Here is a 25,761-nt window from a genome sequence, read left to right as displayed (position 1 = left end):
CACATGGCCGCCAAGAAGACCGAGCGTAAGCGCCGGGCCGACGGCGAACTGTCACGCACCCGGATTCTGGACGCGGCGACCGAGATCGCGGCCGAACGCGGTTACGAAGGCACCAGCATCGGGCTGGTCAGCGCGAAGTGCGGGTTGCCGGCCAGCTCGATCTATTGGCACTTCAAGGACAAAGACGACCTGATCGCCGCGGTCATCGAGCGCAGCTTCGGCACCTGGCTGACCGCGTGGAACCTCTCGGAACCGACACCGACGGCGGATCCCCGGGAGTTGATTCGGGGACTGACCGAGCAGACCGCCAAGGCGCTACTGGAGGCGCCGGACTTCCTGCGGCTTGGGCTGATGCTCGCCCTTGAGCGCCGGCCTGCCGAGCCCCGCGCCAAGACGATGTTCATCCAGGTCCGGGCACGCGCATTCGACCAGCTCAAGAACAACTTTCGCGCGACCATGCCGCAGCTCAGCGAGGCAAACGTGCATCAGCTGGCGACGTACGCGATGGCCGGTGCGGACGGACTGTTCGTCGCCAAAGAACTCGGCGGCGACGCGGTCGACCTGATCGCGTTGTTCGAGTTGCACGGGCGGGCCATCTACGAGCTCGCCCGCCAGCTCACTTGAGTTCGGCCGACGACAGACCCAGCAGCCGGCGGGCCACCACCAGTTGCTGAATCTGCTGCGTGCCTTCGAAGATGTCCAAGATCTTGGAGTCGCGGCCCCACTTCTCCAGCAGCATCTGCTCGGAATATCCGGTGGTGCCGGCCAATTCGACCGTCTTCAGGGTGACGTCGCTGGCCATCCGGCCGGCCTTGGCCTTGCTCATCGACGCTTCTTTGGAGTTGGGAATGCTGTTGTCGGCCTGCCATGCCGCACGCAGCGACAACAGATAGGCGGCCTCCCAGTCCGATTCCATCCGCAGGAACTCCGCGGCAGCGGCGCTCTGTACGTGCGCGGGCCGGTCGTAGTCGATCTCGACTCCGGCGTCGGTGAGGATCCGGCGGATCTCCTCCAGTGCGGCGCGCCCGATGCCGACGGCCATGGCAGCGACAATCGGCCGGGTGTTGTCAAAGGTCTCCATGACACCCGAGAAGCCTTTGCCTACCTCGATTTCCGGGTTGCCGAGCAGATTCTCCTTCGGGATGCGCGCATTATCGAACCGGATAGCAGCGGTATCCGACCCCTTGATGCCGAGCTTGTGTTCGAGCCGTTCGACGGTGACCCCGGGGTGTTCGCGCGGCACGATGAACGATTTGATCGCCGCGCGGCCCTTGGACTTGTCCAGCGTCGCCCATACCACGATGTGGGTGGCACGCGAACCGGCTGTGACGTAGATCTTTTCGCCGTTGATGACGTACTCATCGCCGTCCAGCTTGGCGGTGGTGGACACCGCCGCCGAGTCGGAGCCGAAGCCGGGTTCGGTGATCGCCATGGCGGCCCACACCTTGCCCAGGCGCTCGAGCTGCTCTTCGGTGGCCACCGCGGAGATGGCGGCGTTGCCCAAGCCCTGGTAGGGGATGGACAGCATCATCGCTACGTCACCCCAGCTGGCTTCGAGCGTCTGCACGAGGGCAGCCATGTTGGCGCCGTTGTGGTTGTCGTCCTTCTTGTCGCTGCCCCGCAGCTCGCCGGCACCGGCGAAGCTGAATGACTCCGACGCGCCCTCGAAAAGGTTGATCAGCGTGTCGAGTTCGACCGGGTAGGCGTGCTCTCTCAGGTCGTACTTGCGCGCGATGGGCCGTACCAACTCGGCAACGCCCTGATGGGTCTTGGTCACCACCGCTTGCAGCTTGCCGGGTAGCTCGAGATTGATTGCCATGATTACTCTTTCGCCGTTGAAGAATACGAGTTAGATGACCAGGACGCCTTCGGCGACGCCGATGGCCCGCAGATCGCGGTACCAGCGCTCGACCGGGTGCTCCTTGGTGAATCCGTGGCCGCCGAGCAGTTGCACGCCGTCCAGCCCGATCTGCATGCCCTTGTCGGACGCAAATCGCTTGGCCAGCGCCGCTTCCCGGGCGAACGGCAGGCCCTGCTCGGCGCGCGATGCCCCGCGCCAGGTGATCAGCCGCAGCCCGTCGAGTTCGATTGCGATGTTGGCGCACATGAATGCGACGGCCTGCCGACGCGCGATCGGCTCGCCGAAGGCTTCGCGTTCCTTGACGTAGGGCACGACGTAGTCGAGCACCGCGTGCGAGGTGCCCACCGCCAGCGCCGCCCAGCCCAGCCGCGACAGCGCGATCGCCTCGGAGTAGTCCTCGTCCGTCGCCGCGTCTTCACCCAACCGGGCGTGCAGCGGCACCGAAACACCGTTCAGCTCAACCTGTCCCAACGCCGCCGCGCGGATGCCCATGCTGGGGTCGGCCTTGACGGTGAGGCCCTTGGCGGAGGACTCGACGATGAACAGCGCCGGCTTGCCGTTGAGCTGTGCGGCGACGATGAACAGTTCGGCGTCGGCCGCGGCGGGCACCAGCGACTTCACGCCGTCCAGGCGGTAGCCGGAAGGGGTGCGCACCGCGGTGGTCCGCAGCCGCGTCGGGTCGAACAGCGGATGAGGCTCGGCGATGGCCACGCACGCCTGCGGGACGCTCTCGCCCGCGAACTCACGCAGGTAGGTCGCCTGCTGGTCGGCGCTGCCCCAGTGAGTCAGGGCGGACGCTACGCCCCCGGGCGCCAGGATGGGCAGCGCCTGGCCCATGTCGCCGTAGGCAAGAGCCTCGGCCACCAGCACGTTGGTCACCGCGGAGCGGTGCTCGGCGATGCCGTCGAAGTCTTCCGGGATATTGATCGCGGTGATGCCCAGTTCCGCGGCCTTGGCGATCAGGCCGGGCGGATAGGTCGTCGCCTCGTCGGCGTCGTGGGCGGCCGGGCGCAGGATCTCCGCGGCGAATTCCTCGACGGTTTCGACGATCATCTTCTGGTCGTCGTCCGGTGTGAGGTCGAAGTAGTTCTTGCCGCTCGACTTGAGCCGGGTCGGCGTGCCGCGCAGGCTCTGCACCCGCTTGAACTGGCGGCTGGCGGCGGCGGTGGTGGAGAACACCTGTTTGGTGCCGTAGCGCAGCGTCCGGTTGAGCGGGTCGCGCAGCTTGTACTTGTCCAGGAACTCCTGGCCGACCAGCGGTGTCAGCAACGCAATGGCGATGTCGACGCCGGTGCGCTTGTGCGGTTTCATCCCGATGGTCGTCTGGGGGCCACGGCGCTTCTTGGAGCGGGTGCCGGAAGCAGGAAGTGTGTCGGTCATATCAGCAGCCTCTGTCGGTGGGGCGATGCGTATGACCGTATCTTACTCCGGAGTAAGATAGATGGCACGTGTTAGCTAGTTCACAGCGGGGCGCAGGCGATCGAGGACCTGGTCGTGCAGCAGGCCGTTGGTCGCCACGGCGCTGCCGCCGTGCGGTCCGGCGGTGCCGTCCAGACTGGTGAAGCGCCCGCCTGCCTCGTGCACGAGGACGTCGAGCGCGGCCAGGTCCCAGACCGAGACCTCGGGTTCGGTGGCGATGTCCACCGCACCCTCGGCGAGCAGGCAGTAGGACAGGAAGTCGCCGTAGGCCCGCACCCGCCAGACGGCATCGGTCAGGTCGATGAACTGCCCGCGCAACCCGAGCTGCGCCCAGCCGGTCAAGCTGGAAAACGACAGGCTCGCCGAATTCAGTTCTGCCACAGCCGAAACCGTGAGCCGGCGCGGCGGCGTCCCGGCGACCGAGGCGTACGCCCCCTGCCCGCGCGCCGCCCACCACCGTCGTTGCAGCGCGGGCGCGCTCACCACCCCGACGACGGGGACGCCGTCTTCCAGCAGCGCGACCAGGCTCGCCCACACCGGCACTCCGCGCACGAAATTCTTTGTGCCGTCGATCGGATCGATGATCCACTGCCGCCCGTTCCAGGTGGTGGTTCCGCCGAACTCCTCGCCGAGCACGCTGTCGTCCGGCCGTCCGGCCGCGATCGCCTGGCGCAGTTGCGACTCCACGTCGCGATCGGCGTCGGTCACCGGCGTGAGGTCGGGCTTGGTGTCGATGCGCAGGTCCAGTGCACCGAACCGGGCGCGCGTCACGTCGTCCGCGCGGTCCGCCAGCGTCAGGGCGAACTGCAGATCATCGGCATGCGTCACGCCAGCAGTCCTACCATGGCCAGATGTGGGAATTCATGGTGCTGCTCCTGCTGGTGGCGGTGCTGGTGGTGTTTCTGGCGCCCCGGTTCATCCGTCCCGGCCCGCGCGGCGCCCTGGCCAGCGGCACATTGCTGGTCACCGGAGTCAGCTCGCGGGAAGCCGACAGCGCCGAGGCCGGCGAGCAGTTCGTCACCATTTCCGGCGTCATCAACGGACCCACCGTCAACGAGCACGCGGTCTACCGCCGCATGATCGTCACCGCCGGCCAGTGGCCGGTCACGGGTCAGCAGTTCCCCGTCGTGTATTCGCCCAACAATCCGGACAATTGGAACTTCGCGCCGCCCGAGCCGCCCGCGCCGCCCGAACCGCTGGACGGGTGAGGCCTCAGCCGACAGCGGGCGAGGGCCACATCACCCGCAGCCGGCGGCCGTAGCGCGGCACGACAATCGACGGCCGGGACGCTTTCATTCCGGGCACGCCGGGCAAACCCAGACCGGTGCCGGCCGGCTCGGCGGAGAAATTCGGCAGTGCCCGCGCCGGCGCCACTTTGATCGAGCCACCGGATTCCGTGGCCCAGCTCGGCGGCACCGACAGCGTGCCGATCGTGTTGGCGCGCGACAGTGTCGCGCTCACCTGACCCAGTCCCGAACCGGCTGCGAGGTTCGACGGCACCGGTGTCACCGCTGATCGGGTGGCCACGGTCGGCAAAATGCCCAGGTTGTTCTCGGCCCCGATGACCCCGCACGCGGTCAGATCGATTTTGGTGACGGAACCGATCGTGGTGCCCACGACGCGGATCTCGTCGAACACGGTGACATCGAGGTAGAACAGCGACGAGGGGTCGAGTGCGGTGTACAGCGCCCGCAGTGACAGGTCGCCGGAGGATTCCTGGGAGGCCGCGGTGGCCCGCTGCGGCGAGGTAAACGGCGTGAGCTCCGATGCCGCGGTCGAGCCTGCTTGGTAGCCGTACATCGCGGCGGCGTCCTGCGCCCAGTATTCGGCGTACTGCGCCTCGGTGGCTGCGATCGCCGCGGTGTTCTGGCCGAAGAAATTCGTCGCGATCAGCAACGCCAGCTGGACGCGGTTGGCCGCGACCACCGGCGGGGGCACCGTCATCGCATGTGCCAACTCGTAGGCGGCCGCCGCCGCCCGGGCCTGCATGGCCGTCTGCCGCGCCTGCCCGGAGGTGGCCTGCAACCAGCCGAGGTACGGGGCGGCGGCCGCTGTCATTGCCGCCGACGCCGGCCCGTGCCAGTGCAATGCAGTCAGGGTGGACAGCACCGATTGGCAACTCTGGGCCGTGGTTTCCAGCTCCGCGGCCAGGGAGTCCCAGCTTTCGGCGGCCGCCATTAACGACCCCGATCCGGGGCCGCTGTACATCCGCGCGGAGTTCACCTCCGGCGGCAGCCAAGCGAAATCGGTCATCCAGCGGCCGGCGGGCGCGCCATCACCGTTAGCCGGGCACCGTAGCGCGGCGGGGATCCAGCGCCTCGCGCCGACGTCCCGGCCGGCAGCCCGGGATAGCCGGGGTACCCGGACACCACCGCGTCCTCGGTCCCGGGAATCACCGTGAACCCCGCCGGCTCCAGGGCGGAAAACCGGCTGATCGACGGTGCGGCCCAGCTGGCGGGCACCGACATCTGCCCGATCGTGCCGGCCCGGCTCAGGGTCGCGGTGACGGTACCCAGACCCGCGCCCAGCGGGGGCGCGGCGGTCAGGCCGGACGCTGCGGGCGCTACGTCGGCCGCCAGCGCCGCACCCGCCTTGGGCAGCACCCCGAGATTGTTCTCGGCGCCGATGACCCCGGCGGCGAACGCTTCCAAGTAGTACGTGGAGTTGATCGACGTGCCGACCGCTGCGATGACATCCAGAGCGGTCAGATCGTCCGGGATGATCGACCCGCCCAGCGACTGCAACGACTGGGTCGCCGCATCGACGAACTGCGACACCGGATCTGACGCGGCGGCGCTGGCGTTGGCCTGGCTGACGGCGGCCTGCTGGGCGGACAGGCCGCTCTGGCTGGCGGTCTGTGCGGGGGAGGAGAACTGCGGCAGCAGCTGCGTCGCCGATTGCGACGACGCGGCGTAGCCATACATGGCAGCGGCGTCCTGAGCCCAGAAGTCGGCGTACTGCGCCTCCGCGGCCGCGATCGCTGCGGTGTTCTGGCCCAACAGATTCGTCGCGATCAGTGACGCGAGCTGAATGCGGTTGGCGGCGACGGCCGGCGGCGGCACCGTCATCGCGTAGGCCTGCTCGAAGGCCGCCCCGGCAGCCCGCGCCTGCGCCGCGGTCTGCTTTGTCTGTTCGGCGGTGGCCTGCAGCCAACCGGCATAGTGGGCCGCAGCGGCCGTCATGGCCTGCGATGCGGGACCGCTCCATTGCCAGGTGGCCAGGCCGGTCAGCACCTCGTCGTAACCCGCTGCGGTGGTGACAAGCTCCGCGGCCAGCGCGTCCCAGCTGCCTGCGGCGGTCAGGAACGAACTCGAACCGGGTCCGGTGTACATCCTCGCCGAGTTGACCTCCGGCGGCAGAAAGGCGTAATCCATTGTCACAGTTCTCCTTAATGTCGTACGCATGCACTACCAGATAAGTGGCGCGGCCGAACAGCATTTGCCTCAGCCGGCTGTTTTTCGGCAGCCCGGGGCGTGCAATCAAACCTGGCAAGGCCGGCGGGCGAAGCGTGTCGGATTCGATGAATTTACGGTGCGTTCAGAGTGAACAAATGGTGTCGGTCACCCGCGATGGTTGACCCGGTCCAGCACGCCCCGCAGGGTGTCCGGGTCACGCAGGAACGGCGTGATGATGTCGACGGGCAACGGGAACACCACCGTCGAGTTCTGGTCGGCGCCGAGCTCCAGCAACGTTTGCAGATAACGTAATTGCAGCGAGGCCGGACTCTTGGACAGGGTTTCGGCGGCTTCGCGCAACTCCTCGGACGCCTGTAGTTCCCCGCGGGCGTTGATCACCTTGGCGCGGCGTTCCCGTTCGGCTTCGGCTTCCCGCGCCATCGCCCGCTGCATCGACTCCGGTATCTCGACGTCCTTGATCTCGACGACCCGCACCTGCACCCCCCACGGCTCGGTCATCTTCTCGATGATGGTGCGCAGGTCGCTGTTGAGGTCCTCGCGGTGTGCGAGCAGCGTGTCCAGATCGGCGCGGCCCAGTAGCGATCGCAGCGTGGTCTGGGCGATCTGCGAGGTGGCCACCGCATAATTCTCGACGGCCAGGATCGCTTTCAGCGGCTCGGTGACCGTGAACATCACCACCGCGTTCACCCGGGCCGGTACGTTGTCCCGGGTGATCACCTCCTGCGGTGGGATGGTCAGCGTCACCAGTCGTTGGTCAACGCGAACCATTTTGTCCACCAACGGAATCAAGAAACGTAATCCCGGCTGGTACAGGTGCCGCACATGTCCCATCCGGAACACCACGCCCCGTTCGTACTCGCGCAGCACCGCCAGCGAGGCCGCGGCCGCCACAACCAGGATCACGATCACGAGGGCGGTCAAGCCCACTGCCAGTCCGGTCATGTCCGGTCCTCCTTGGGTTTCCAGCTGCCGCCCCAGTGGGTGGAGTAGCGATCGATCGCGGCGGCTACCTCGTCCTCGATGGCGGTGCGGTGGGGCAGGTGGTCCGGCGCATTGGCCGGGGTGTTCCACAGGTGGCGGGCCAGGGGCAGCCCGAGCGTCAGCACGACGGTGACGGTGCCGGTCAAGACCAGCACCTCCGACAGCGAGTGGTTGGCGATCAATGTCGCCGTGGGCAGAACGATTCCGAATCCCGCTACGCTGCAACCGATCCCGCGGTGGAAGCGTCCCGCCTCCGAATGTGGCCAGGGATCGACCTCGCGGCTGATCTCCCGGCCGTGATCCGAGGTGGTGCAGGTGGCCTTGACCGGGCAGCTGTTGCATACGACCGGCAGCGCGCGGTACCGCATCACCCGGTGCTTAGGGTCAAACGACGTCGGCCACAGCCACTGATCCTGCGGACACACCCAGGCATCGTGGTCGGGGCGATAGCTGAACCGGCCGGTCCGCCAGGCCGCGGCGCGCGCCGAGGCGTGTCGTGCCATGGCGTCGAAGCACCACCCGACGGCGAGCAGCATCAGCGAGTAACCGGCGATCAGCCAGACCGCCGTGGCGGGCGGTGTCATGTCTCGATGTACAGCGGGCGCTCGGGCAACTCATCGACCGTCGTGCCGGAGCGGAAGTTGCGTAACGCGGTCCATGCGATCCAGACGAACGGCAGTACCCCGCCGACGATCAGGATCACGTCTCCCGGCAGCCGGAGCCATTCCAGAACCGCGTTGCCGGGTTTGGTGATGTAGCCCAGTGATCGCGCCTCGAAATAGCCGTCGCCGACCGAGTGGTAGAGCTGCAGCACCCCCAGCGGCAACAGCGTGACGAATACCATCCAGGCCAGACCGATGTTCATGCACCAGAACGACGTTCGGGCCAGCCGCTCGGGCCACTTGTCGGCGGGGATGACGTAGCGGAACGCGAACATCGCCAGACCGACGGCGAGCATCCCGTAGACGCCCATCATCGCCGCGTGCCCGTGGTTGGCCGTCAGCGCGGTGCCGATCTGGTAGTACGACACCACTGGGAGGTTGATCAGGAAGCCGAATATGCCGGCCCCCAGGAAGTTCCAGAACCCGACCGCCACCAGGAACATCACCGCCCAGCGGTGCGGAAACGGATTCGCGTCCCCGGACTGCTGGCGGGCGCCGAGCTGCAGGAAGGCCCACGCCTCGACGGTGAGGAAGGTCAGCGGAATCACCTCGGCTGCCGAGAAGAACGCACCTAGCGCCATGTGTTCCACCGGTGTCCCGGAGAAGTACAGGTGGTGCATGGTGCCGATGACGCCGCCGGCGGAGTACAGGATGACGTCAAGGAATATGACGCCCAGCGCAATTCGCTCCCGTACCACCCCCAGCAGCACGAAGATGTAGGCCACCATCACGGTGGTGAACAGTTCCAGAAAGTCCTCGACCCACAGGTGGACCACCCAGAACCGCCAGAAGTCGGCGACAGTAGAGTGGGTGTCGCTGCTCGCGAGCAGTCCGACAGCGTAGAACATCGGAATCGCCAAGCCGGAGAAGAAGAACAGCCACGGCATGTTCATCTTCGATTCGGTCTTGAGCCGGGCGCGGATACCGCGCCAGATGATCGCGATCCAGACGAACAACCCGACGACGAGCAGGATCTGCCACAGCCGCGGCAGGTCCAGGTATTCCCACTGCTGAGAGAACAGACCGCCACTGGGAATGACGCCGTAGATGGACAGCGCCTCACAGGTCAGTGAGCCGAACACCACCAGCGCGACCGCTCCGAGCAACACGTACGCCAGCAGCGCCTGGCGTTTGGGCTCCCGGCGGGCGATGAAGGGCACCAGGAAGATGCCACCGGCCAGAAACGCCGCAGCGGTCCAGAACAGGGCCAGCTGCAGATGCCAGGTGCGGGCGAGGTTGTAGGGGAGCACTCGAGCCAGGTCCAGTCCGAAGAACGTGGACAGGTCAGCCCGGTAGTGCTCGGCCGCCGCGCCCAGCAACGACTGAGCCAGGAAGAGCACCGACACCACGGCGAAGAACCAGGTGGTGGCCCGCTGTGCCGGCGTCAGGCTCACTTCGCCAGGCTGGCGGAACGCCAGAGTGGACGTTTCGGCGCCGTGCCAGCCGACCTTCTGGCTCCAGCGTCCGTAGATCGCGAACATGACCCCGATGCCGCCCAGCAACGCGATGAGCGACAGCGCGGACCACACGATCACCGCTGCGGTCGGACCGTTGTCGACGCGTTGTTCGGCCGGCCAGTTGTTGGTGTAGGTGTACTTGTGGCCGGGCCGTTCGGCGGCCGCCGCCCACGCCGTCCAGGCGAAGAACGCCGTCAGCCGGCGGATCTGGGTCTTGTCGGTGATCAGCCGGGGCAGCAGTCCGTATTTGGTGGAGTTCTCGCCGAAGTAGGCCGCATAGTGGCTCTGGATGCGGTCGAAGGCGGCGGCCTGACGGTCGGTGAACACCAGCGTTTTCGTGTCGGCACGGTAGCGGTTGGTGCGGAACTCGCTGACCACCTGACTGTGCGGGTCCGCCACACCCGCGGCGCGAAACTGGTCGGTGACATCGTCTGTCGCCATCCGCAGGTAGTCGGCGGTGTAGTCGGGCCCCAGGTAGGCACCGTGGCCGAGCACCGATCCGTACTGCATCAGTCCGCGGGCCTGGAACAGTTCCTGGCCGGCGGTGATGTCTGCACCGGTGAACAGCACCTGGCCGGATTCGGTGACCACCTTGTCCGGCATCGGCATCGCCGCCGTGTAGGTCCGGTAGGCCAGGATGCCCATCACCAGAAAGCCGAAGATCAGCACCAGCGCCACGCCCTGGACCCACCCTTTGCCCACCAGGGGCTGAGATGTCGGCTGGGCGGAATGTGGCGATGTCTCTTGGACGGCCATGACAGGAACCCCCGGGTAGGCGACCGAACTTCTGCCCGGGCACCCGAGCGTCAGGGCGCCCAGACCCATCAAATTCGCGCCGTGCCGCGGTGGCAAGAGTTCGCGCGAAACCCTTCGCTCTAGGGACCTAAGCCACCGATCCGGGGACCAAGGCCTCTTGGGCGGCCGGCGAGTGGTCAATAGCGTTCGGGTTGGCCGACCGTTCGAGTTAAGGAGAGACCGCGATGAGCAGCCGCGACTCAGGTCCCGCAGTCGTCGTGGGTATCGACGGTTCGAGGGCGGCTCTGCACGCTGCGCTGTGGGCAATTGATGAAGCGGTCACCCGAGACGTTCCGCTGCGACTGGTCTACGTCATCGAATCGCCGCCAGTCTCAGGCGGAATCGCCGGGCACCAGGCAGCCGCGCGCGCGGCGTTGTTCGACGCCCAGCAGGCGATCAAGGCGACCGGCAAAGAGGTGGTGGTCGACACCGAGATCCTCTGGGGCCGGCCCCTCACCAAACTGATGCAGGAGTCCCGGTCGGCGTCGATGATCTGTGTCGGCTCGATCGGGCGCAATCACGCGCACAGCGGTCAGGGATCCGTTGCCGGCGCGCTGGCCGGATCCTCGCTGTGTCCCGTCGCGGTGATCCACCGGTCGCCCGACGGCACCACGGTCCCGACGATCAGGCGAGTGGTCGCGGAAGCGGACAACGGCGCCGTGTTGCGCCATGCCTTCCAGGAGGCTCGCCTGCGTGGCGTCCCGCTGCGCGCCGTTTCCGTGCAGGAGACCCACGCGCAGGCGGGTGACGGAAACCGCTTGGCGAAAGCGCAATTGGACCGCAGGCTGACCCGGTGGACACGCTTGTATCCCGATGTGCGGGTGGAGTCGGCGATCGTGCGGGGACACGGTGGCCGCTACATGGCTGACAACGAGGGGCCAGGTCAGCTATTCGTCACCGACGCGCACGCCGCGCAGGTGCGCAGCGTGTACAACGCGGGCTCCTCGGTGCTGACGGTGCGAAGCGGCAATCTGTAGTAATGGCGAGATCAGGAGTGATGCCTTGGTAAAAGTCTTCCTGGTCGACGACCATGAAGTGGTGCGACGCGGTCTGATCGACCTACTCGGGGCCGACCCCGAGCTCGACGTGGTCGGCGAAGCCGGCTCGGTTGCCGAAGCGATGTCGCGGATTCCGGCGGCGGGTCCGGATGTCGCGGTTCTCGATGTCCGGCTGCCCGACGGCAACGGTATCGAGCTGTGCCGGGACCTGTTGTCGCGCATGCCGGAATTGAGGTGCCTGATTCTGACGTCGTACACCTCCGACGAAGCGATGCTGGATGCCATCCTGGCCGGCGCCAGCGGCTACGTCGTCAAGGACATCAAGGGCATGGAGCTGGCCCGGGCGGTCAAGGACGTGGGCGCCGGCAGGTCACTGTTGGACAATCGTGCGGCGGCGGCGCTGATGTCTAAATTGCGCGACGCGACCGAGAAGCAGGATCCGTTGTCCGGTCTCACCGACCAGGAGCGCGCGCTGCTGGGTCTGCTCAGCGAAGGCCTGACCAACAAGCAGATCGCCGATCGCATGTTTCTCGCCGAGAAGACGGTGAAGAACTACGTCTCGCGGCTGCTGGCGAAACTCGGCATGGAGCGCCGGACCCAAGCTGCCGTCTTCGCAACGCAATTGAAGCGCTCCGAAGGTGCCGGCCGATGACCGTCGGGGAGCCGGTCGAGGCCGACCAGGAAGGTGGTCTGCATCCGCTCCGTCAGACGCTGTCCCAGTTGCGGCTGCGGGAACTGCTCGTCGAAGTGCAGGATCGGGTCGAGCAGATCGTCGAGGGCCGCGACCGGCTCGACGGGCTGCTGGAAGCCATGCTGGTGGTCACCTCGGGACTGGAGCTGAATGCCACGTTGCGCGCCATCGTGCACTCCGCGACAGAGCTGGTCGACGCCCGCTACGGCGCCCTGGAAGTGCACGACGGCGAACAGCGGGTGATGAACTTCGTCCACGAGGGCATCGACGAAGAGACAGTGCGGCGCATCGGCCCCCTGCCCCAGGGCAAAGGCATCATCGGCTTGTTCATCGATGAACCGAAAGCGCTGCGGCTGGACGATCTTTCGAAGCACCCGGCATCGGTCGGGTTTCCACCGAATCATCCGCCGATGCGGACCTTCCTCGGCGTGCCGATCCTGGTGCGGGAGGAGTCGTTCGGCACGCTGTATCTGACCGACAAGACCAACGGTCAACCGTTCACCGACGACGACGAAGTACTGGTGCAGGCGCTGGCGGCGGCCGCGGGTATCGCGATCGCGAATGCCGCTCTCTACCAGCAGGCCAAAGAGCGCCAGGCGTGGATCGAGTCGACCCGGGATATCGCCACCGAACTGTTGTCCGGCACCGAACCCGCCACGGTCTACCGCCTGCTCGCGGAGGAGGCGCTCAAGCTGACCGCCGCTGAGGCGGCCCTGGTTGCCGTTCCTCTCGACGAGACCGCCTCGCCTGCCGATGTCGCCGAACTGATGGTGATCGAGACGCTCGGGCCCGCAGTGAGCCACGTTGCGGGACAGACTATTCCGGTGAACGGCACGTCGCTGGGGGAGGTCTTCGTCAACGGTATGCCACGGCAGATCGACCAGTTGGCCGAAGGTGACTTGGACGGCCTGGATGAAATAGGTCCGGCGTTGTTGTTGCCGCTGCGCGCCACCGGCACCGTCGCGGGCGTGGTCGTCGTCCTGGGCCGGGACGGCGCGGGATTCTTCAGCAACGATCAACTCGAGATGATGGCCGCTTTCGCCGACCAGGCCGCGCTGGCCCTGCAGTTGGCGACGTCACAACGGCAGATGCGCGAACTCGATGTGCTGACCGATCGCGACCGGATCGCGCGGGATCTACACGATCACGTGATCCAACGCCTGTTCGCAGTGGGGCTGTCATTGCAGGCTGCTCTTCCCCGGGCCATCGAACCTCAAGTGCAGCAACGCCTTGCCGGGGCCATCGATGATTTGCAGGGAGTCATCCAGGAGATCCGGACCACGATCTTCGACCTGCACGGGTCCTCGCAGGGCATCACCCGACTGCGTCAGCGCATCGACGCGGCGGCCGGCCAGTTCGCCGATTCCGGGTTGCGCACCAGCGTTCAATACATCGGTCCGCTCTCGGTGGTCGACAGTATGTTGGCCGATCATGCCGAGGCCGTGGTGCGGGAAGCGGTCAGCAACGCCGTCCGGCATGCGCAGGCTACGGCGTTGACGGTGCGGGTCAAGGTCGACGACGACCTGTGCATCGAAGTCGGTGACAACGGCCGCGGTATGCCTGGGGAGTTCACCGGCAGCGGACTGACCAACCTCAAGCGGCGCGCGGAGGAGGCCGGCGGCGATTTCGCCATCGCCACACAGCCTTCGGGTGGGACACTGGTGCGGTGGTCAGCGCCGCTAGTCCAGTAGTTGCTCGGGCCAGTCGACAACACGGACCAGCCTGCGCCGGGGAGTGGCCGGCAAGGGATCGGCGTTGATCGGGGCCCAGCCGACCCGGAGCAGCATCTGCGGGTAGCCACTGTCGCCGAACACGTCGGCGCGCACCGCGGCGCGGGTCTCCGCGATCTCCAGCGGTTCGGTGATCGGGCAGCATGCCAAACCCATTGCGGTGGCGGTCAACAGCACGATGCTGGTGGTCTCCCCGGCGCGCAGTTGTGACAGACGGTCGTCCTTTTCGGTGCCAAGCGCCAGGATCACGCCACAGTCGTCGGCGGGCGAAACACCGGACGGCTGAGCCAGACCCGGACCGGCGAACAACCGCGCCGGAATCGGGGATTGCGGATCCGACGGCGGCGCGTTGCGGGCCGGGACTCCGGCGACGGCCCCGTATCGCCCACTCCACGTGGTCAATTCACGCATGTAGGCGTCGTCGCCGGCGTGATCCGAAACGGCGCGGGCGACGATGTTCCGCATCCTGACCAGTGAGTCGACCTGACGGAGCATGACTCCGCTGCGGGCCGCGCGCGCGGCCATCTGCGCGATGTCGCCGCCCGGCACCGGCCAGGAACTGTACGCGCGCCGGTCGGTCCGGCGGCGGGGGATCGCTGCGGCCAGCGCGATATCGGACTGGTCCGGTACCTGCGGCACCACCTCGATGGTGGCCAGGTGACGCGGGTTCTCGGGATCGGGAAAGCGACTTACCCTGGCATGCCAGCCCATTGACGCGAGCGCGACGACACAGTGGTGCAATGCGACGCCACAGCTGATGATCAGGTCGCGGCCATCGGGATCGGTGCTTTTCAGCTGCATGTCCGGTTCGGAGAACAGGTCCAGGCCGGCGGTGCCGACCCGCCAGCGCCAGGGCTGTGTGTTGTGGATGGAAGGAGCGCGGGTGGCCAGGGTGAGGACCGTTCGCAACGTGTCGGCATCAGGGAATTGGGCGTTCATCGGGGCCGAGCCCTTCCTGTCCATGACTGTGGTCACGCAATCAGCATCGTCGGTGCGCCGCGACCTGCGGCAGAGGCCGAAGCCCTACTGGCGTGGGACCTTTGGCCCTGCTCCGGACTCCGCCGAAGGCGGATAGTGAAACTGACAGTTGCACATACTTGGGAGGGTGCTGATCCATGGACCACCTGACGACGCTGGACGCCGGGTTTCTCAAGGCAGAGGATGCCGATCGGCGCGTCAGCCTGGCCATCGGGGGCCTAGCGGTCATCGAAGGGCCGGCTCCGGAGCAGGATGCGCTGATCTCGGTCTTCGCACAACGGATCCGCGGCTGCCCGCGGTTCGGGCAGCGGTTGCGGCTGCATCCCCTCGATCTTGGTGCGCCGGAGTGGGTGGACGATCCCGGGTTCGATATCCGGCGGCACGTTCGGCGGGCCGCCCTGCCGCATCCGGGTGACGACCGGGAACTGTTCGGGTTGATCGCCGACGTGATGGCACGGCGCTTGGACCGGGATCGGCCGCTGTGGGAGGTGTGGGTCATCGAGGGGCTTGCCGACGATCGCTGGGCGATGCTGACCAAGCTGCACCACTGCATGGCCGACGGAATCGCCGCCACGCATATCCTCGCCGGGCTGTGTGACGACGGTGTCGGCAGTGTGTCGCACGGTAAGGCTCGTGCACCGCGGAAAGTTGCGAAAGCCAGTCCCGCACAACGGTCGTCACTGTTCGGCGGTGTGGCGCAAGCCTCGGCTGCCCTGACTGCCGGAATCGCCCGCGCCGTCCAGGGTGCCGGCGAGATCGCCGCCGGGCTGCTGATCCCGTCCGCGTCGTCAATGAACGGCCCGCTCAGCGACCAGCGCCGGTACGGCGGGGCGCGGGTGGCCATGAGCGACATCGAACTGATCGCCTCGACGTTCGATGTCACGGTCAATGATGTTGCGCTGGCAGCCATTACCGAGAGCTATCGCAACGTCATGGTCGAGCGCGGGCTCAAGCCGCTGCGCGGTTCGCTGCGGACCCTGGTCCCAGTGTCGGTTCGGTCGGCCGGCGCGGCCGGTGAGACAGACAATCGGGTGTCGTTGATGCTGCCGAATCTGCCTGTGGACGAGGAGAGTCCGCTCGAACGGCTGAGAACGGTGCACGACCGTCTGGGCCGGGCGAAGTCGAGCGGTCAGCGGCAGGCGGGAAATATGTTCGTGGCATTGACGAACCGCATTCCGTTTGCGCTGAGCGCATGGACCGTCGGGCTGCTGATGCGCCTGCCGCAACGCGGCGTGGTGACAGTGGCGACCAACGTGCCAGGTCCGCGCCGCCCGCTGCGGATCATGGGCCGGCAGGTCACCGGGTTGTACCCGGTTCCACCGCTGGCGATGGACCTGCGCACCGGCGTGGCGATGCTCAGCTACGCCGGCGAAATGTTCTTCGGGATTCTCACCGATTACGACGTGGTCACCGACGTCGACCAACTGGCCCGCGGCATCGAGGCCGCCGTCACGAGATTGGTCAAAATCAGCAAGCGACGCAGGAACCCTCCGACCCGTGGCCCGCTGTCGCTGGTGGTCTGATGGCGGGCGCACCGGATCTCACCGACCGTGCCGACGTGGAGACCTTGCTGCGCCGCTTCTACGGGACGGCATTGCACGACGAGACTTTGTACGAAGTGTTCACGGAGTTGCGGGCCGCCGGGCTGGACGGGCACATCCCGACGATGTGCGACTTCTGGGAGACCACACTTTTCCGCGCCGGACGCTACCGCGGCAACGCACTGAGGGTGCACCGGGACCTGCACAGCCGAACTCCGTTGGCCGCGAACCACTTTGTGCGCTGGCTTAATCTGTGGAACGAGGCGGTGGACGAGCTCTACTACGGGCCGGTCGCCGAGCACGCCAAGCTGCAGGCAGCCAGGATTGCCTGGTCGATGCACCGCCGGTTGAACGGGTTTGACGCTCGAGAGCTCGACGCGCTACTCGCCCGCTGAGGCTTTATGCGACGGTCTCGTTGTGGTCGGGCTCGGGACCGAACACGAAGCGGCGGCCGGTGATGTCGTTCGGTGTGATGCGCACGAAATTGGGCTTGGCCGTCGCCACCCACGGATACAGCCCGGCCTTATCGGCCTGCTGGATGTCGGCGTCGGTCTTCAACAGCCGGGCCCGGCCGCGCACGATCACACTCCAGCCCTCGGCGACGTTGTGGTCGTCGGCCTCGAAGATCACCGTGCGATGCCCGACCGCCGAGAACAATTTGGTGCCTTCAGCTGTCCGGAACAACACGGTCCGGTCCTGCACGACGAAGTTGACCGGGAAGATCTCCGGTTCGCCGCCGAAGTTGGTCACCAACCGGCCGAGCGAGGCGGTGCCGAGCAGATCCCAACTCTCGCTTTCGGACAGGACGGTGATCGGCTCAATGCTCATTGGCTCATCCTTTCGGCTGGGGGCGTGGGGCGGATTTCGAGGACGGCATGCAATGGCCGGCGAGGTGTCGGAGCTGGAAGGGGTTCCATCGCCGGGGTGATACCGACGCGGATCAAGACCTGGGGTTCGCCGCGCCGGCCGATCAGGTCCCGCACGATCTCGCGGCTCTCGCTTGATTCGATCAGGTGCGTCAATGTGCAGGTCGCCATTCCGGCCATGGTGCATTCGAGTAGCACGGTCGAGAGTACTTCGCCGCAGCGCAGCACATCGGCTTTTGTGTCGGCGGGTGTCGACAACACCAGGATCTTCGACCAGTCGGTGGCTATGCCGGGGCGGCGCTCCTGGTGGCCGCGGATCGGGAACTCCCGGGCGACGTCCACCCGCAGCCGCTCAGTGTCGGACGCCAACGCTGATGGCGGCATGCCCTCGGACAGCGCGAACGGCGATGTCCACCAATCGAGTTCGGCATGGTACGACGCGTCGTCACGACGCAGTTCCTCGCTCAGCTGCGATGCTTCGACCAGTCTGAGGCGCTGCTCGTCGGCGAGAACGTGGAGGGTGGCTACGTCGTCGTCGAGGGCGTCGCGCAGCACCGGCTCGAAATGGTCCCAGTACATCGGGCGGTCGAAAGGCAGCCGATCGGTGTAGCGCTGCAGGATCGCTTCGGCCCGGTTGCGGTGTGCCGAGGTGACGAGGTCGATCGGACGGAATCGCAGGGTGGCCAGGTGCCGGGGGTCATTCGGGTCCGGGAAGCGGGTGATGGTGGCGCGCCAGCCGGCCGCCGCCATCGCAACCTCGAGGTGGTGCAGCGTCGCGCCACAGCTCATCAGGGCACCGCGCCCGGAATGGTCTGTGGCACGAACGGTTCGGGTGCGATCGGCGAACAGGTGGACGGCGTCGTGCTCGACGACCCAATGCCACGGTTGACTGTTGTGGATGGACGGCGCCCGACAGGCCAGCAAGACTGCGCTCTTGACGGTCTCGATGTCCACGGCAGGGACGTTACGGTTGCCGCCGGGGGATTGGTAGGGACCTTGGTCATCCGGGGGGCATGTCCTGTGTCATCAACGCCTCGAAGTGAGCGAAATATTCTGTGCCGCTTGATCTTGCCCGAAATTGCCGGTCCTGTGTTGTCGGTGGTCCTTCGTAGAATTCGGGTATGTCATCGAGCACGCGTGAGGAGATCGTGGAGGTCTTCGACGCGTCCGAGGAGGTGCAGGACCGGCTGTGCGCGTTGAGCTTTGACGCACTCACCACCCCCGAGCTGCTGCGGGCCCTGGAGCGCCTGGAACGCCGCGAGCGCCGAGAGCGGTCGGTGCGCCACACCCTGATCAACCAACTCAAAACCCAGGCCAGTGAGGACGAGCTCGGCGGAAAACTGCCCGCCGCACTGGCCGAGCGGCTACGGATCACCAAAGCCGAAGCCAACCGCTGGATCGCCGAAGCCGAAGACCTCGGCCAGCGCCGCGCCCTGACCGGAGAAACCCTGCCACCACTGCTGACCGCCACCGCGGCGGCCCAGTGCGCCGGTCTGATCGGCGACACCGCGGTCAAGGTGATCCGCAGCTTCATGTCACACCTACCCACCACCGTCGACGCCGGCACCCGCGAGGCCGCCGAACAAGACCTCGCCGGCAAAGCCTGCGACTTCCGGCCCGACCAGGTCTCCGCCTACGCCCGCGAACTGATGGCACTGCTGCACCCCGACGGCGACTACACCGAGCAGGAACGCGCCCGCAAACGCGGCCTGGTCCTGGGCCCCCAGCAGTACGACGGCATGTCACGCATCAGCGGCCTGATCACCCCCGAACTCCGCGCGCTGATCGAAGCGCTGTGGGCCAAACTCGCCGCCCCCGGCGCCGGCAACCCCGACGACGACAAGCCCGTGTTCGATCCGGATGATGACGCGGTGCGTCGCGACACCCGCAGCCAACCGCAACGCAATCACGACGCCATGATTACCGCCATCCGGGAACTGTTCGCCTCCGGCGAACTGGGCACCCACAACGGCCTGCCCGTCAGCATCATCGTCACCACCACCCTCAAAGACCTTGAAGCCGGGGCCGGGCGGGCCCGCACCGCCGGCGGCACCCGCATCCCCCTGACCACCCTGATCCGCTGGGCCGCCACCGCGCATCACTACCTGGCGGTCTTCGACCAGGCCAAGCCGTTAGCCCTGTACCACACCAAGCGATTGGCCAACCTCGCCCAGCGAATGATGTTGCTGGCCAAAGAAGGCGGCTGCACCCGCCCAGGCTGCGACACCCCCGGTTACCACTGCCAAGTGCATCACGTCTCCGGGTGGACCAACACCTACCTCACCGACATCCACGACCTCACCCTCGCGTGCGGACCCGATAACCGCCTCGCCGAAAAAGGCTGGACCACCCGCAAAAACGCCCACGGCCACACCGAATGGCTCCCACCCGCCCACCACGACCACGGACAACCCCGCATCAACACCTTCCACCATCCCGAAAAACTGTTCGCACCCGAGGACGACGAACCCGGTTGATCGCGCTTGCATTGTGCCGTTGACCTGGCATCCTGTACGGATGGCAGGCAATGAGCTGGACCCCATCCGGGCCAAAAGCGCTCTGGCAGTGATCAAGCAGAACCCCGGGATTGTGCTTTTCGCGGTCTCGCCGCTGATCGCACTGGTGGCCGTCACCTGGTACTTCGCCGGCGCCGGCTGGGGAATCGTGCTGGCCCTGATATTGCTGGTGGCCGGCGGCGTGCTCGTTCTCCGCAAGCACTGACGCCACCGGCATGCGGTCGTGGTGGGGTTGGGGCACGCTCGAACAGGCGCTCACTGAGCAGGAGACGAAAGATCTGGTGGACCGCGTAGCGGCAATGCTGCCCGGCCACGACCTCACCGACCACCGCCCCCCCGACCCGAACGCGCTCGGGCTGCCGAGCCCTCGGGTCACTCCGCCGCAGTCCCTGGCCGGGTTGTGCTCATCCCAGGTGGTAGATCGGGCGGGGCACGCGCGCGGCAAGGCTTTTCGCGACGTCGCGCGCAACCTGCAGGGGCGGCTGGACCATCTTCCCGACCTGATCGTGCGGCCGCGCCGCGAACAGGACGTGGTCGACGTGCTGGATTGGTGTACCCGCCAACAGATTTCGGTCATTCCCTACGGCGGCGGCAGTTCCGTCGTCGGCGGCGTGGAACCACGTTTCGAGCAGCCCGCGGTCACCTTGGATGTCAGCGCGATGAGCTCGGTGATCGAAGTCGATCAGGTCAGCCGCGCCGCGCGTATCCAGGCCGGCGCGCTCGGGCCGTGGATCGAAGACCAGTTACGCAAACACAACCTGACACTGCGGCACTTCCCGCAGTCGTTCGCGTTCTCCAGCCTCGGTGGCTGGTTGGCCACTCGCGCGGGCGGACACTTCGCCACCCTCTACACCCACATCGACGACCTGACCGAATCCGTCCGCGTGGTCACCCCGGCCGGCGTCAGCGAGTCCCGCCGGCTACCGGGCTCGGGCGCGGGACCGTCCCCGGACCGGCTCTTCATCGGCTCGGAGGGCACTCTCGGTGTGATCACCGAGGCCTGGATGCGGTTGCAGTACCGTCCACGCTGGCAGGTCACCGCCTCGGTGGCCTTCGAGAGTTGGGCGGCAGCTGTCGCCGCCACCCGGACCGTCGCCCAAGCGGGTCTGTTTCCCGCGAACTGCCGGTTGCTCGATCCCGCGGAAGCATTCCTGAACGCCGGCGTACCGGTGCACGGTGGCCTGCTGGTGCTGGCGTTCGAATCCGCCGATCATCCGATCGACCCCTGGCTGAACCGCGCACTGGAGATCACGGCCGAACACGGCGGCACGGTCATATCCCGCCGTAACCGCGAATCCGACAGTGACGCAACAGAAGACAGGCCAGATGATGCGGCGACCAACTGGCGCTCGTCCTTCCTGCGGATGCCCTACCAACGGGATGCCCTGGCACGCCGCGGTGTCATCGCCGAGACGTTCGAAACCGCGTGCACCTGGACCGGATTCGAGAATCTGCACAACGCGGTAATGGGTGCCGCCCGCGATGCGATCCAGAAGGTCTGTGGCACCGGCGTGGTGACCTGCCGGTTCACCCATGTCTATCCCGACGGCCCGGCGCCGTACTACGGCATCTACGCGGCCGGCCGGTGGGGTTCGCTGGACGCGCAGTGGGACGAGGTGAAAGCCGCTGTCTCCGAAGCGATCAGCGCCACCGGCGGCACCATCACCCACCACCACGCCGTCGGCCGCGACCACCGCCCGTGGTACGACCGGCAGCGGCCCGACCCGTTCGCGAAAGCGCTTCGCGCGACCAAGCACGCGCTGGATCCGGCCGGAATCCTCAATCCCGGAGTGCTAGTGGGATAGTGGCGGCCCGCTTCGCCCGGCCTCGGCCGCGTTCGCGACCGCCACGTTGGGATAAGGATCAGCCGTGCCCGATGTGCAGCAAGCGCGCCAGGTTGGGCAGCTTGACCCGGGGACGTCCGTGCGGTTCGCCGGCCGAGCGCTCGAACCGGTCGATCACGTCCCAGTGCTCTGAGGTGATCACCTTCGGCTGCCGTTCGGTCAGCCAGGCCGAGATCCGGTCGGCGTGATCCGCGGGGAAGTCGGCCAGCGCAGCACCGGCCAAGTCGGCGATCAACGTGTCGACGGTCTCCTGGGAGTCGCTCTTGTTGGTGCCGATCACTCCGGTCGGCCCGCGCTTGATCCAGCCCACGACGTACTCGTTGCGACTGCCTTCGATACGACCGGCAGTGTTCGGGATGGTGCCGCGCTTCTCGTCGAAGGGCAGGCCCGGAGTGGGCACACCGCGGTAGCCCACCGAGCGGACCACCAGTTGCACGGGCAGTTCCTCGCGCTCGCCGGTGTCCTTGGCCGACACCCATCCGCTTTCGTCGGTGACCAGTTCGTTGCGACCCAGCACGATGTGCTCGACGCGCTCCTCGCCCTTGATCTCGATCGGAGAGGTGAGGAACCGGAACACGATTCGCCGGTGTCCCGGGCGCGGCTCGCGCTCCGCGTAGCCCCGCAACACTTTGATGTTCTGTTTGGTGGTCTTGCCCGCGGCCTCGGCGTCCTCGTCGGTGATGTCCGCGAACTGTGCCGGGTCGACGATCACGTCGACCCCTTCGAGCTCGCCCAGCTCGCGCAACTCCAGCGTGGTGAACGCCGTCTGCAGCGGGCCGCGCCGGCCGATGATCACCACCTCTTCGACGCCGCGGGGCCGCAGCGACTCCAGCGCGTGGTCGGCGATGTCGGTGAGCGCCAGCACGTCGGGGTCGGTCACCAGGATGCGGGCGACGTCGATCGCGACGTTGCCGTTGCCGACCACCAGGGCACGCGCCCCGGACAGGTTCGGTGTCTTCTCCTCGAAATGCGGGTGGGCGTTGTACCAGCCGACGAAATCGACCGCGGAGATGCTGCCGGCCAGGTTCTCCCCGGGAATGTTCAGCGGCTTGTCCGACTGCGCGCCGACGGCGTAGATCACTGCGTCGTAGTGCTCGGCCAGTTCCTGCGCCTGGACGTGTTCGCCGACGGCCACGTTGCCGAAGAAACGGAAGCGGGGATCGGTCGCGGTCTTCTCGAACTGTTTGCTGATCGACTTGATCTTGGGGTGGTCGGGCGCCACACCGGAGCGCACCAGCCCCCATGGTGTCGGCAGCATCTCGAGCATGTCGACGGCTACGTCGATCTCATCGGTGGTGTCGGCCGCCTTCAATAAAGACGCTGCGGCGAAGAAGCCCGACGGACCGGAGCCGACGATGGCGACGTGATAGGGACGCATGTAGAAGCATGCTAGACGGTGGTGCCGGTAACGTTGTCGCCCGTGGAACTTGACCGTCAAGCCGATATCGCCGCACTTGACTCCACCCTGACCACGGTGGAGCGGGTGCTTGACGTCGAGGGTCTGCGAACCCGCATCGAGAAACTCGAGCAGGAGGCGTCAGATCCCAACCTGTGGGACGACCAGGCCCGCGCCCAGAAGGTGACCAGCGAGTTGTCGCACACCCAGGGGGAATTGCGCCGCGTCGAGGAGCTGCGCAGCCGGCTTGACGACCTGCCGGTGCTCTATGAACTGGCCGCCGAGGAAGAGGGACCCGCGGCCGAAGCCGCGCTCGCCGAGGCCGACGCGGAACTGAAGGCACTGCGCGCCGACATCGAGGCCACCGAAGTACGCACTTTGCTGTCCGGCGAGTACGACGAACGTGAGGCATTGGTCACAATCCGCTCCGGTGCGGGCGGGGTGGACGCCGCCGACTGGGCCGAGATGCTGATGCGGATGTACATCCGCTGGGCCGAACAGCACAAATACCCGGTAGAGGTCTTCGACACGTCCTACGCCGAAGAGGCCGGCATCAAGAGCGCGACCTTCGCCGTGCACGCGCCGTTCGCCTACGGAACTCTCTCCGTCGAACAGGGCACCCACCGGCTGGTGCGAATCAGCCCGTTCGACAACCAAAGTCGACGTCAGACGTCCTTCGCGGAGGTCGAGGTACTGCCGGTGGTGGAGACCACCGACCACATCGAAATCCCGGAAGGCGACCTGCGTGTCGACGTCTACCGATCCAGCGGGCCGGGGGGCCAGTCGGTCAACACCACCGACTCGGCGGTTCGTTTAACCCACATCCCAACGGGTATCGTCGTGACTTGCCAGAACGAAAAGTCGCAACTGCAGAACAAAGTTTCGGCATTACGAGTGCTTCAGGCAAAGTTGTTGGAGCGCAAGCGTTCCGAAGAACGCGCGGAGCTGGACGCCTTGAAAGGCGATGGCGGCAGCTCCTGGGGAAACCAGATGCGGTCCTACGTACTGCACCCCTACCAGATGGTCAAGGATCTGCGCACCGAATACGAGGTGGGCAACCCGGCGGCCGTGCTGGACGGAGACATCGACGGGTTCCTGGAAGCCGGGATCCGGTGGCGCAACAGAAAAGATGACGACTAATAACCTCGCTTTACACATAAAAGGCATCGCCTCCGCGGCGCAGCGATGGCACGACTTCTGGCGCGGCCCCCTCGGCGAATGGATCATCACCAGGGGATTGCGGGTCGCCATGCTGGTGATCGCCGCAGTGCTTGCGGCCCGCTTCGTCAGCTGGGTGGCCCAGCGCATCACCCGCCAGCTCGACCTGGGATTCGCCGAGAGCGACGCGCTGGTCCGCTCGGAGGCCACCAAACACCGTCAGGCCGTGGCCTCGGTGATCCGGTGGGTCTCCATCGTGATCATCGCGATCATGGTGATGATGCAGATCGCCGATGTTCTGCAGTTCTCCGTCGGCGGTCTGGTCGCACCGGCCACGGTCGTCGGCGCCGCGCTGGGCTTCGGCGCCCAGCAACTGGTCAAAGACCTGCTGTCCGGGTTCTTCATCATCGTCGAGCGGCAATACGGGTTCGGTGACCTGGTGAAGCTGACGATTCAGGGTTCGACCACCGACGCCACCGGCACCGTCGAGAACGTGACGCTGCGGGTGACCAGACTCCGTTCGGCGGACGGCGAGGTGTTTACTGTCCCCAACGGCCAGATCGTCAAGTCGGTCAATCTCTCCAAGGACTGGGCGCGCGCGGTGGTCGACATCCCGGTGTCGACGAACGCCGACCTCAACCGGGTCAACGACGTGCTGCACCAGGAGTGTGAGAACGCCCAAAACAACCCGCTGTTGGGCGAGCTGCTGCTGGATTCGCCCACAGTGATGGGCGTCGAGAGCATCGAAGTCGGGACCGTCACATTGCGGCTGGTGGCTCGCACCCTGCCCGGCAAGCAGTTCGAGGCCGGCCGGCTGTTGCGGGTCCTGGTCATCCGTGCGCTGGGCCGGGCCGGCATCGTGACCGCGGCCGACGCGACGGTTGGAGTGGTCGACGACGCCGGCGTGCCCGCATCCGACGAGGTGCCTGAGGCCGACAAAGGTTCGGTGGCGCAGCGATGAAAAAGTTCGGATCCACGCTGCTGCAGAGGCTGCGTGACAGGCAGCGCACCCCCAGCCACTTGTTCGGGGGCCGTGTGCGGACGTCGACCGTGGTGCTGATCGTGGCGTTCTTCGCGCTGTGGTGGACCTACGCCACCTACCGTCCGCATCCCGAGCCGGCGCGCAGCGACACGCCGCCGCCCGGCCAGGTGGTGCCCCCCGGCTTCGTCCCCGACCCGGGCTACACGTGGGTGCCGCGCACCCGGGTGCAGCAGCAGCCCGTCACCACGACGCCCACGCCGACCACGACAACGCCGTCGCCTCCGCCGACCACGACGACCACGACGACCACACCGGGTCTGCCGTGCCTGCTGCCGCCGCCCTTCTGCCCTGCAACCACGACCCCGACCACACCGCCCGCCGACCAGCAGCCGCCCGGGCCGGGACCCTCGCCTGTTCCGGGGCCCAGCTCAGCGCCTCCGCCGCGCTGAGTTTCGCGCCCCTGCGAACCA

At 66.8% G+C, this 25,761-nt stretch carries 25 protein-coding genes; 13 read left to right on the top strand and 12 right to left on the bottom strand.

Annotated features, from left to right (window positions below; all coding sequences use genetic code 11):
• Positions 1–3 precede the first annotated feature (3 nt).
• Positions 4–624: a TetR/AcrR family transcriptional regulator gene (locus tag QXH22_RS06125; protein WP_306275161.1), complete on the top strand. Its 621-nt coding sequence runs from the start codon at positions 4–6 to the stop codon at positions 622–624.
• Here the strand turns inward: QXH22_RS06125 and QXH22_RS06120 are convergent.
• The 3 genes from QXH22_RS06120 to hisN all read right to left on the bottom strand — a co-directional run bounded on the left by QXH22_RS06120 (position 617) and on the right by hisN (position 4,108).
• A complete protein-coding gene (locus QXH22_RS06120) occupies positions 617–1,819 on the bottom strand; it encodes an acyl-CoA dehydrogenase family protein (RefSeq protein ID WP_065133823.1) in 1,203 nt (400 codons plus the stop codon). The genes QXH22_RS06125 and QXH22_RS06120 overlap by 8 nt on opposite strands.
• Before the next feature lie 30 nt (positions 1,820–1,849).
• A complete protein-coding gene (locus QXH22_RS06115; RefSeq protein ID WP_306241827.1) occupies positions 1,850–3,241 on the bottom strand; it encodes an acyl-CoA dehydrogenase family protein in 1,392 nt (463 codons plus the stop codon).
• A gap of 75 nt (positions 3,242–3,316) precedes the next feature.
• On the bottom strand, positions 3,317–4,108 hold the full coding sequence (gene hisN, locus QXH22_RS06110; RefSeq protein WP_306241826.1) for a histidinol-phosphatase: 792 nt from the start codon (positions 4,106–4,108) through the stop codon (positions 3,317–3,319).
• A gap of 23 nt (positions 4,109–4,131) precedes the next feature.
• Between hisN and QXH22_RS06105 the strand changes: the two genes are divergently transcribed.
• Positions 4,132–4,488 (top strand): hypothetical protein, encoded by a 357-nt coding sequence (locus tag QXH22_RS06105; RefSeq protein WP_306241825.1) that lies wholly within the window; start codon positions 4,132–4,134, stop codon positions 4,486–4,488.
• Between the two features lie 4 nt (positions 4,489–4,492).
• Here QXH22_RS06105 and QXH22_RS06100 read toward each other — a convergent pair whose 3' ends face one another.
• The 5 genes from QXH22_RS06100 to QXH22_RS06080 all read right to left on the bottom strand — a co-directional run bounded on the left by QXH22_RS06100 (position 4,493) and on the right by QXH22_RS06080 (position 10,552).
• Positions 4,493–5,533, bottom strand: coding sequence for a PPE family protein (locus QXH22_RS06100; protein ID WP_306241824.1), 1,041 nt, complete (start codon positions 5,531–5,533; stop codon positions 4,493–4,495).
• Positions 5,530–6,654: a PPE family protein gene (locus tag QXH22_RS06095; RefSeq protein ID WP_306241823.1), complete on the bottom strand. Its 1,125-nt coding sequence runs from the start codon at positions 6,652–6,654 to the stop codon at positions 5,530–5,532. Before QXH22_RS06095 ends, QXH22_RS06100 begins: the two co-directional genes overlap by 4 nt.
• A 186-nt stretch (positions 6,655–6,840) precedes the next feature.
• Positions 6,841–7,638, bottom strand: a complete 798-nt coding sequence (locus QXH22_RS06090) for a slipin family protein (RefSeq protein WP_306241822.1) — start codon at positions 7,636–7,638, stop codon at positions 6,841–6,843.
• Positions 7,635–8,261 (bottom strand): hypothetical protein, encoded by a 627-nt coding sequence (locus QXH22_RS06085; RefSeq protein ID WP_306241821.1) that lies wholly within the window; start codon positions 8,259–8,261, stop codon positions 7,635–7,637. Before QXH22_RS06085 ends, QXH22_RS06090 begins: the two co-directional genes overlap by 4 nt.
• A complete protein-coding gene (locus QXH22_RS06080) occupies positions 8,258–10,552 on the bottom strand; it encodes a nitric-oxide reductase large subunit (RefSeq protein ID WP_306275159.1) in 2,295 nt (764 codons plus the stop codon). The genes QXH22_RS06085 and QXH22_RS06080 overlap by 4 nt, the downstream gene beginning before the upstream one ends.
• Positions 10,553–10,776: 224 nt before the next feature.
• On the opposite strand from QXH22_RS06080, the gene QXH22_RS06075 reads away from it, so the two are divergent.
• Genes QXH22_RS06075 through QXH22_RS06065 form a run of 3 tightly spaced genes read left to right on the top strand, consistent with a single transcriptional unit; the run spans position 10,777 to position 13,971 of the window.
• Positions 10,777–11,568, top strand: a complete 792-nt coding sequence (locus tag QXH22_RS06075) for a universal stress protein (protein ID WP_306241819.1) — start codon at positions 10,777–10,779, stop codon at positions 11,566–11,568.
• Between the two features lie 25 nt (positions 11,569–11,593).
• The gene (locus QXH22_RS06070) at positions 11,594–12,241 is read left to right on the top strand and encodes a response regulator transcription factor (RefSeq protein WP_306241818.1); all 648 of its coding nucleotides are present in this window, start codon (positions 11,594–11,596) and stop codon (positions 12,239–12,241) included.
• Positions 12,238–13,971, top strand: coding sequence for a GAF domain-containing sensor histidine kinase (locus QXH22_RS06065; RefSeq protein ID WP_306241817.1), 1,734 nt, complete (start codon positions 12,238–12,240; stop codon positions 13,969–13,971). The genes QXH22_RS06070 and QXH22_RS06065 overlap by 4 nt, the downstream gene beginning before the upstream one ends.
• On the opposite strand, the gene QXH22_RS06060 is transcribed toward QXH22_RS06065, so the two are convergent.
• The gene (locus QXH22_RS06060; protein WP_306244358.1) at positions 13,960–14,949 is read right to left on the bottom strand and encodes a nitroreductase family protein; all 990 of its coding nucleotides are present in this window, start codon (positions 14,947–14,949) and stop codon (positions 13,960–13,962) included. The two genes, QXH22_RS06065 and QXH22_RS06060, sit on opposite strands and share 12 nt — an antisense overlap.
• A 176-nt stretch (positions 14,950–15,125) precedes the next feature.
• Here QXH22_RS06060 and QXH22_RS06055 point away from each other — a divergent pair, with 176 nt between their 5' ends.
• Positions 15,126–16,511, top strand: a complete 1,386-nt coding sequence (locus QXH22_RS06055; protein ID WP_306275157.1) for a wax ester/triacylglycerol synthase family O-acyltransferase — start codon at positions 15,126–15,128, stop codon at positions 16,509–16,511.
• On the top strand, positions 16,511–16,924 hold the full coding sequence (locus QXH22_RS06050) for a group III truncated hemoglobin (protein ID WP_371934159.1): 414 nt from the start codon (positions 16,511–16,513) through the stop codon (positions 16,922–16,924). Before QXH22_RS06055 ends, QXH22_RS06050 begins: the two co-directional genes overlap by 1 nt.
• A 4-nt stretch (positions 16,925–16,928) precedes the next feature.
• Here the strand turns inward: QXH22_RS06050 and QXH22_RS06045 are convergent, their stop codons facing one another.
• Positions 16,929–17,357, bottom strand: coding sequence for a pyridoxamine 5'-phosphate oxidase family protein (locus QXH22_RS06045; protein WP_306241815.1), 429 nt, complete (start codon positions 17,355–17,357; stop codon positions 16,929–16,931).
• Positions 17,354–18,343 carry an NAD(P)H nitroreductase gene (locus tag QXH22_RS06040; RefSeq protein ID WP_306244354.1) on the bottom strand — a complete coding sequence of 330 codons (990 nt, stop codon included), beginning with the start codon at positions 18,341–18,343 and terminating at the stop codon, positions 17,354–17,356. Before QXH22_RS06040 ends, QXH22_RS06045 begins: the two co-directional genes overlap by 4 nt.
• 173 nt (positions 18,344–18,516) lie before the next feature.
• Between QXH22_RS06040 and QXH22_RS06035 the strand changes: the two genes are divergently transcribed.
• From QXH22_RS06035 to QXH22_RS06025, 3 genes are read left to right on the top strand one after another with little or no spacing between them, the layout of a single operon-like run.
• The gene (locus QXH22_RS06035; RefSeq protein ID WP_306275156.1) at positions 18,517–19,872 is read left to right on the top strand and encodes an HNH endonuclease signature motif containing protein; all 1,356 of its coding nucleotides are present in this window, start codon (positions 18,517–18,519) and stop codon (positions 19,870–19,872) included.
• A gap of 40 nt (positions 19,873–19,912) precedes the next feature.
• Complete coding sequence (locus tag QXH22_RS06030) at positions 19,913–20,116, top strand: hypothetical protein (protein ID WP_306241813.1); 204 nt, start codon at positions 19,913–19,915, stop codon at positions 20,114–20,116.
• A gap of 10 nt (positions 20,117–20,126) precedes the next feature.
• Complete coding sequence (locus QXH22_RS06025; protein WP_306241812.1) at positions 20,127–21,716, top strand: FAD-binding oxidoreductase; 1,590 nt, start codon at positions 20,127–20,129, stop codon at positions 21,714–21,716.
• A gap of 58 nt (positions 21,717–21,774) precedes the next feature.
• On the opposite strand, the gene QXH22_RS06020 is transcribed toward QXH22_RS06025, so the two are convergent.
• On the bottom strand, positions 21,775–23,133 hold the full coding sequence (locus QXH22_RS06020) for an FAD-dependent oxidoreductase (RefSeq protein ID WP_306241811.1): 1,359 nt from the start codon (positions 23,131–23,133) through the stop codon (positions 21,775–21,777).
• A gap of 42 nt (positions 23,134–23,175) precedes the next feature.
• Between QXH22_RS06020 and prfB the strand changes: the two genes are divergently transcribed.
• Genes prfB through QXH22_RS06005 form a run of 3 tightly spaced genes read left to right on the top strand, consistent with a single transcriptional unit; the run spans position 23,176 to position 25,740 of the window.
• Positions 23,176–24,291, top strand: coding sequence for a peptide chain release factor 2 (gene prfB, locus QXH22_RS06015; protein ID WP_306241810.1), 1,116 nt, complete (start codon positions 23,176–23,178; stop codon positions 24,289–24,291).
• Entirely contained in the window at positions 24,281–25,270 is a 990-nt protein-coding gene (locus QXH22_RS06010; RefSeq protein ID WP_306241809.1) for a mechanosensitive ion channel family protein, read from the top strand. The genes prfB and QXH22_RS06010 overlap by 11 nt, the downstream gene beginning before the upstream one ends.
• Positions 25,267–25,740, top strand: coding sequence for a hypothetical protein (locus tag QXH22_RS06005; RefSeq protein WP_306275155.1), 474 nt, complete (start codon positions 25,267–25,269; stop codon positions 25,738–25,740). Before QXH22_RS06010 ends, QXH22_RS06005 begins: the two co-directional genes overlap by 4 nt.
• The last annotated feature ends 21 nt before the right edge of the window (positions 25,741–25,761 follow it).

This window comes from Mycobacterium sp. TY814 (assembly GCF_030755175.1).
In the GTDB taxonomy this organism is placed as follows: Bacteria; Actinomycetota; Actinomycetes; order Mycobacteriales; family Mycobacteriaceae; genus Mycobacterium.
The sequence above is the reverse complement of the archived record's forward strand: the minus strand, read 5'-3'. Positions and strand labels throughout refer to the sequence as shown.

Bases quoted from the DNA above. Each gene is read 5' to 3' on its own strand.
- QXH22_RS06125 (WP_306275161.1), top strand. From the start codon at position 4: ATGGCCGCCAAGAAGACCGAGCGTAAGCGCCGGGCCGACGGCGAACTG.
- QXH22_RS06120 (WP_065133823.1), bottom strand. From the start codon at position 1,819: ATGGCAATCAATCTCGAGCTACCCGGCAAGCTGCAAGCGGTGGTGACC.
- QXH22_RS06115 (WP_306241827.1), bottom strand. From the start codon at position 3,241: ATGACCGACACACTTCCTGCTTCCGGCACCCGCTCCAAGAAGCGCCGT.
- QXH22_RS06105 (WP_306241825.1), top strand. From the start codon at position 4,132: ATGTGGGAATTCATGGTGCTGCTCCTGCTGGTGGCGGTGCTGGTGGTG.
- QXH22_RS06100 (WP_306241824.1), bottom strand. From the start codon at position 5,533: ATGACCGATTTCGCTTGGCTGCCGCCGGAGGTGAACTCCGCGCGGATG.
- QXH22_RS06095 (WP_306241823.1), bottom strand. From the start codon at position 6,654: ATGGATTACGCCTTTCTGCCGCCGGAGGTCAACTCGGCGAGGATGTAC.
- QXH22_RS06090 (WP_306241822.1), bottom strand. From the start codon at position 7,638: ATGACCGGACTGGCAGTGGGCTTGACCGCCCTCGTGATCGTGATCCTG.
- QXH22_RS06085 (WP_306241821.1), bottom strand. From the start codon at position 8,261: ATGACACCGCCCGCCACGGCGGTCTGGCTGATCGCCGGTTACTCGCTG.
- QXH22_RS06080 (WP_306275159.1), bottom strand. From the start codon at position 10,552: ATGGCCGTCCAAGAGACATCGCCACATTCCGCCCAGCCGACATCTCAG.
- QXH22_RS06075 (WP_306241819.1), top strand. From the start codon at position 10,777: ATGAGCAGCCGCGACTCAGGTCCCGCAGTCGTCGTGGGTATCGACGGT.
- QXH22_RS06065 (WP_306241817.1), top strand. From the start codon at position 12,238: ATGACCGTCGGGGAGCCGGTCGAGGCCGACCAGGAAGGTGGTCTGCAT.
- QXH22_RS06060 (WP_306244358.1), bottom strand. From the start codon at position 14,949: ATGAACGCCCAATTCCCTGATGCCGACACGTTGCGAACGGTCCTCACC.
- QXH22_RS06055 (WP_306275157.1), top strand. From the start codon at position 15,126: ATGGACCACCTGACGACGCTGGACGCCGGGTTTCTCAAGGCAGAGGAT.
- QXH22_RS06050 (WP_371934159.1), top strand. From the start codon at position 16,511: ATGGCGGGCGCACCGGATCTCACCGACCGTGCCGACGTGGAGACCTTG.
- QXH22_RS06045 (WP_306241815.1), bottom strand. From the start codon at position 17,357: ATGAGCATTGAGCCGATCACCGTCCTGTCCGAAAGCGAGAGTTGGGAT.
- QXH22_RS06035 (WP_306275156.1), top strand. From the start codon at position 18,517: ATGTCATCGAGCACGCGTGAGGAGATCGTGGAGGTCTTCGACGCGTCC.
- QXH22_RS06030 (WP_306241813.1), top strand. From the start codon at position 19,913: ATGGCAGGCAATGAGCTGGACCCCATCCGGGCCAAAAGCGCTCTGGCA.
- QXH22_RS06025 (WP_306241812.1), top strand. From the start codon at position 20,127: ATGCGGTCGTGGTGGGGTTGGGGCACGCTCGAACAGGCGCTCACTGAG.
- QXH22_RS06020 (WP_306241811.1), bottom strand. From the start codon at position 23,133: ATGCGTCCCTATCACGTCGCCATCGTCGGCTCCGGTCCGTCGGGCTTC.
- QXH22_RS06010 (WP_306241809.1), top strand. From the start codon at position 24,281: ATGACGACTAATAACCTCGCTTTACACATAAAAGGCATCGCCTCCGCG.
- QXH22_RS06005 (WP_306275155.1), top strand. From the start codon at position 25,267: ATGAAAAAGTTCGGATCCACGCTGCTGCAGAGGCTGCGTGACAGGCAG.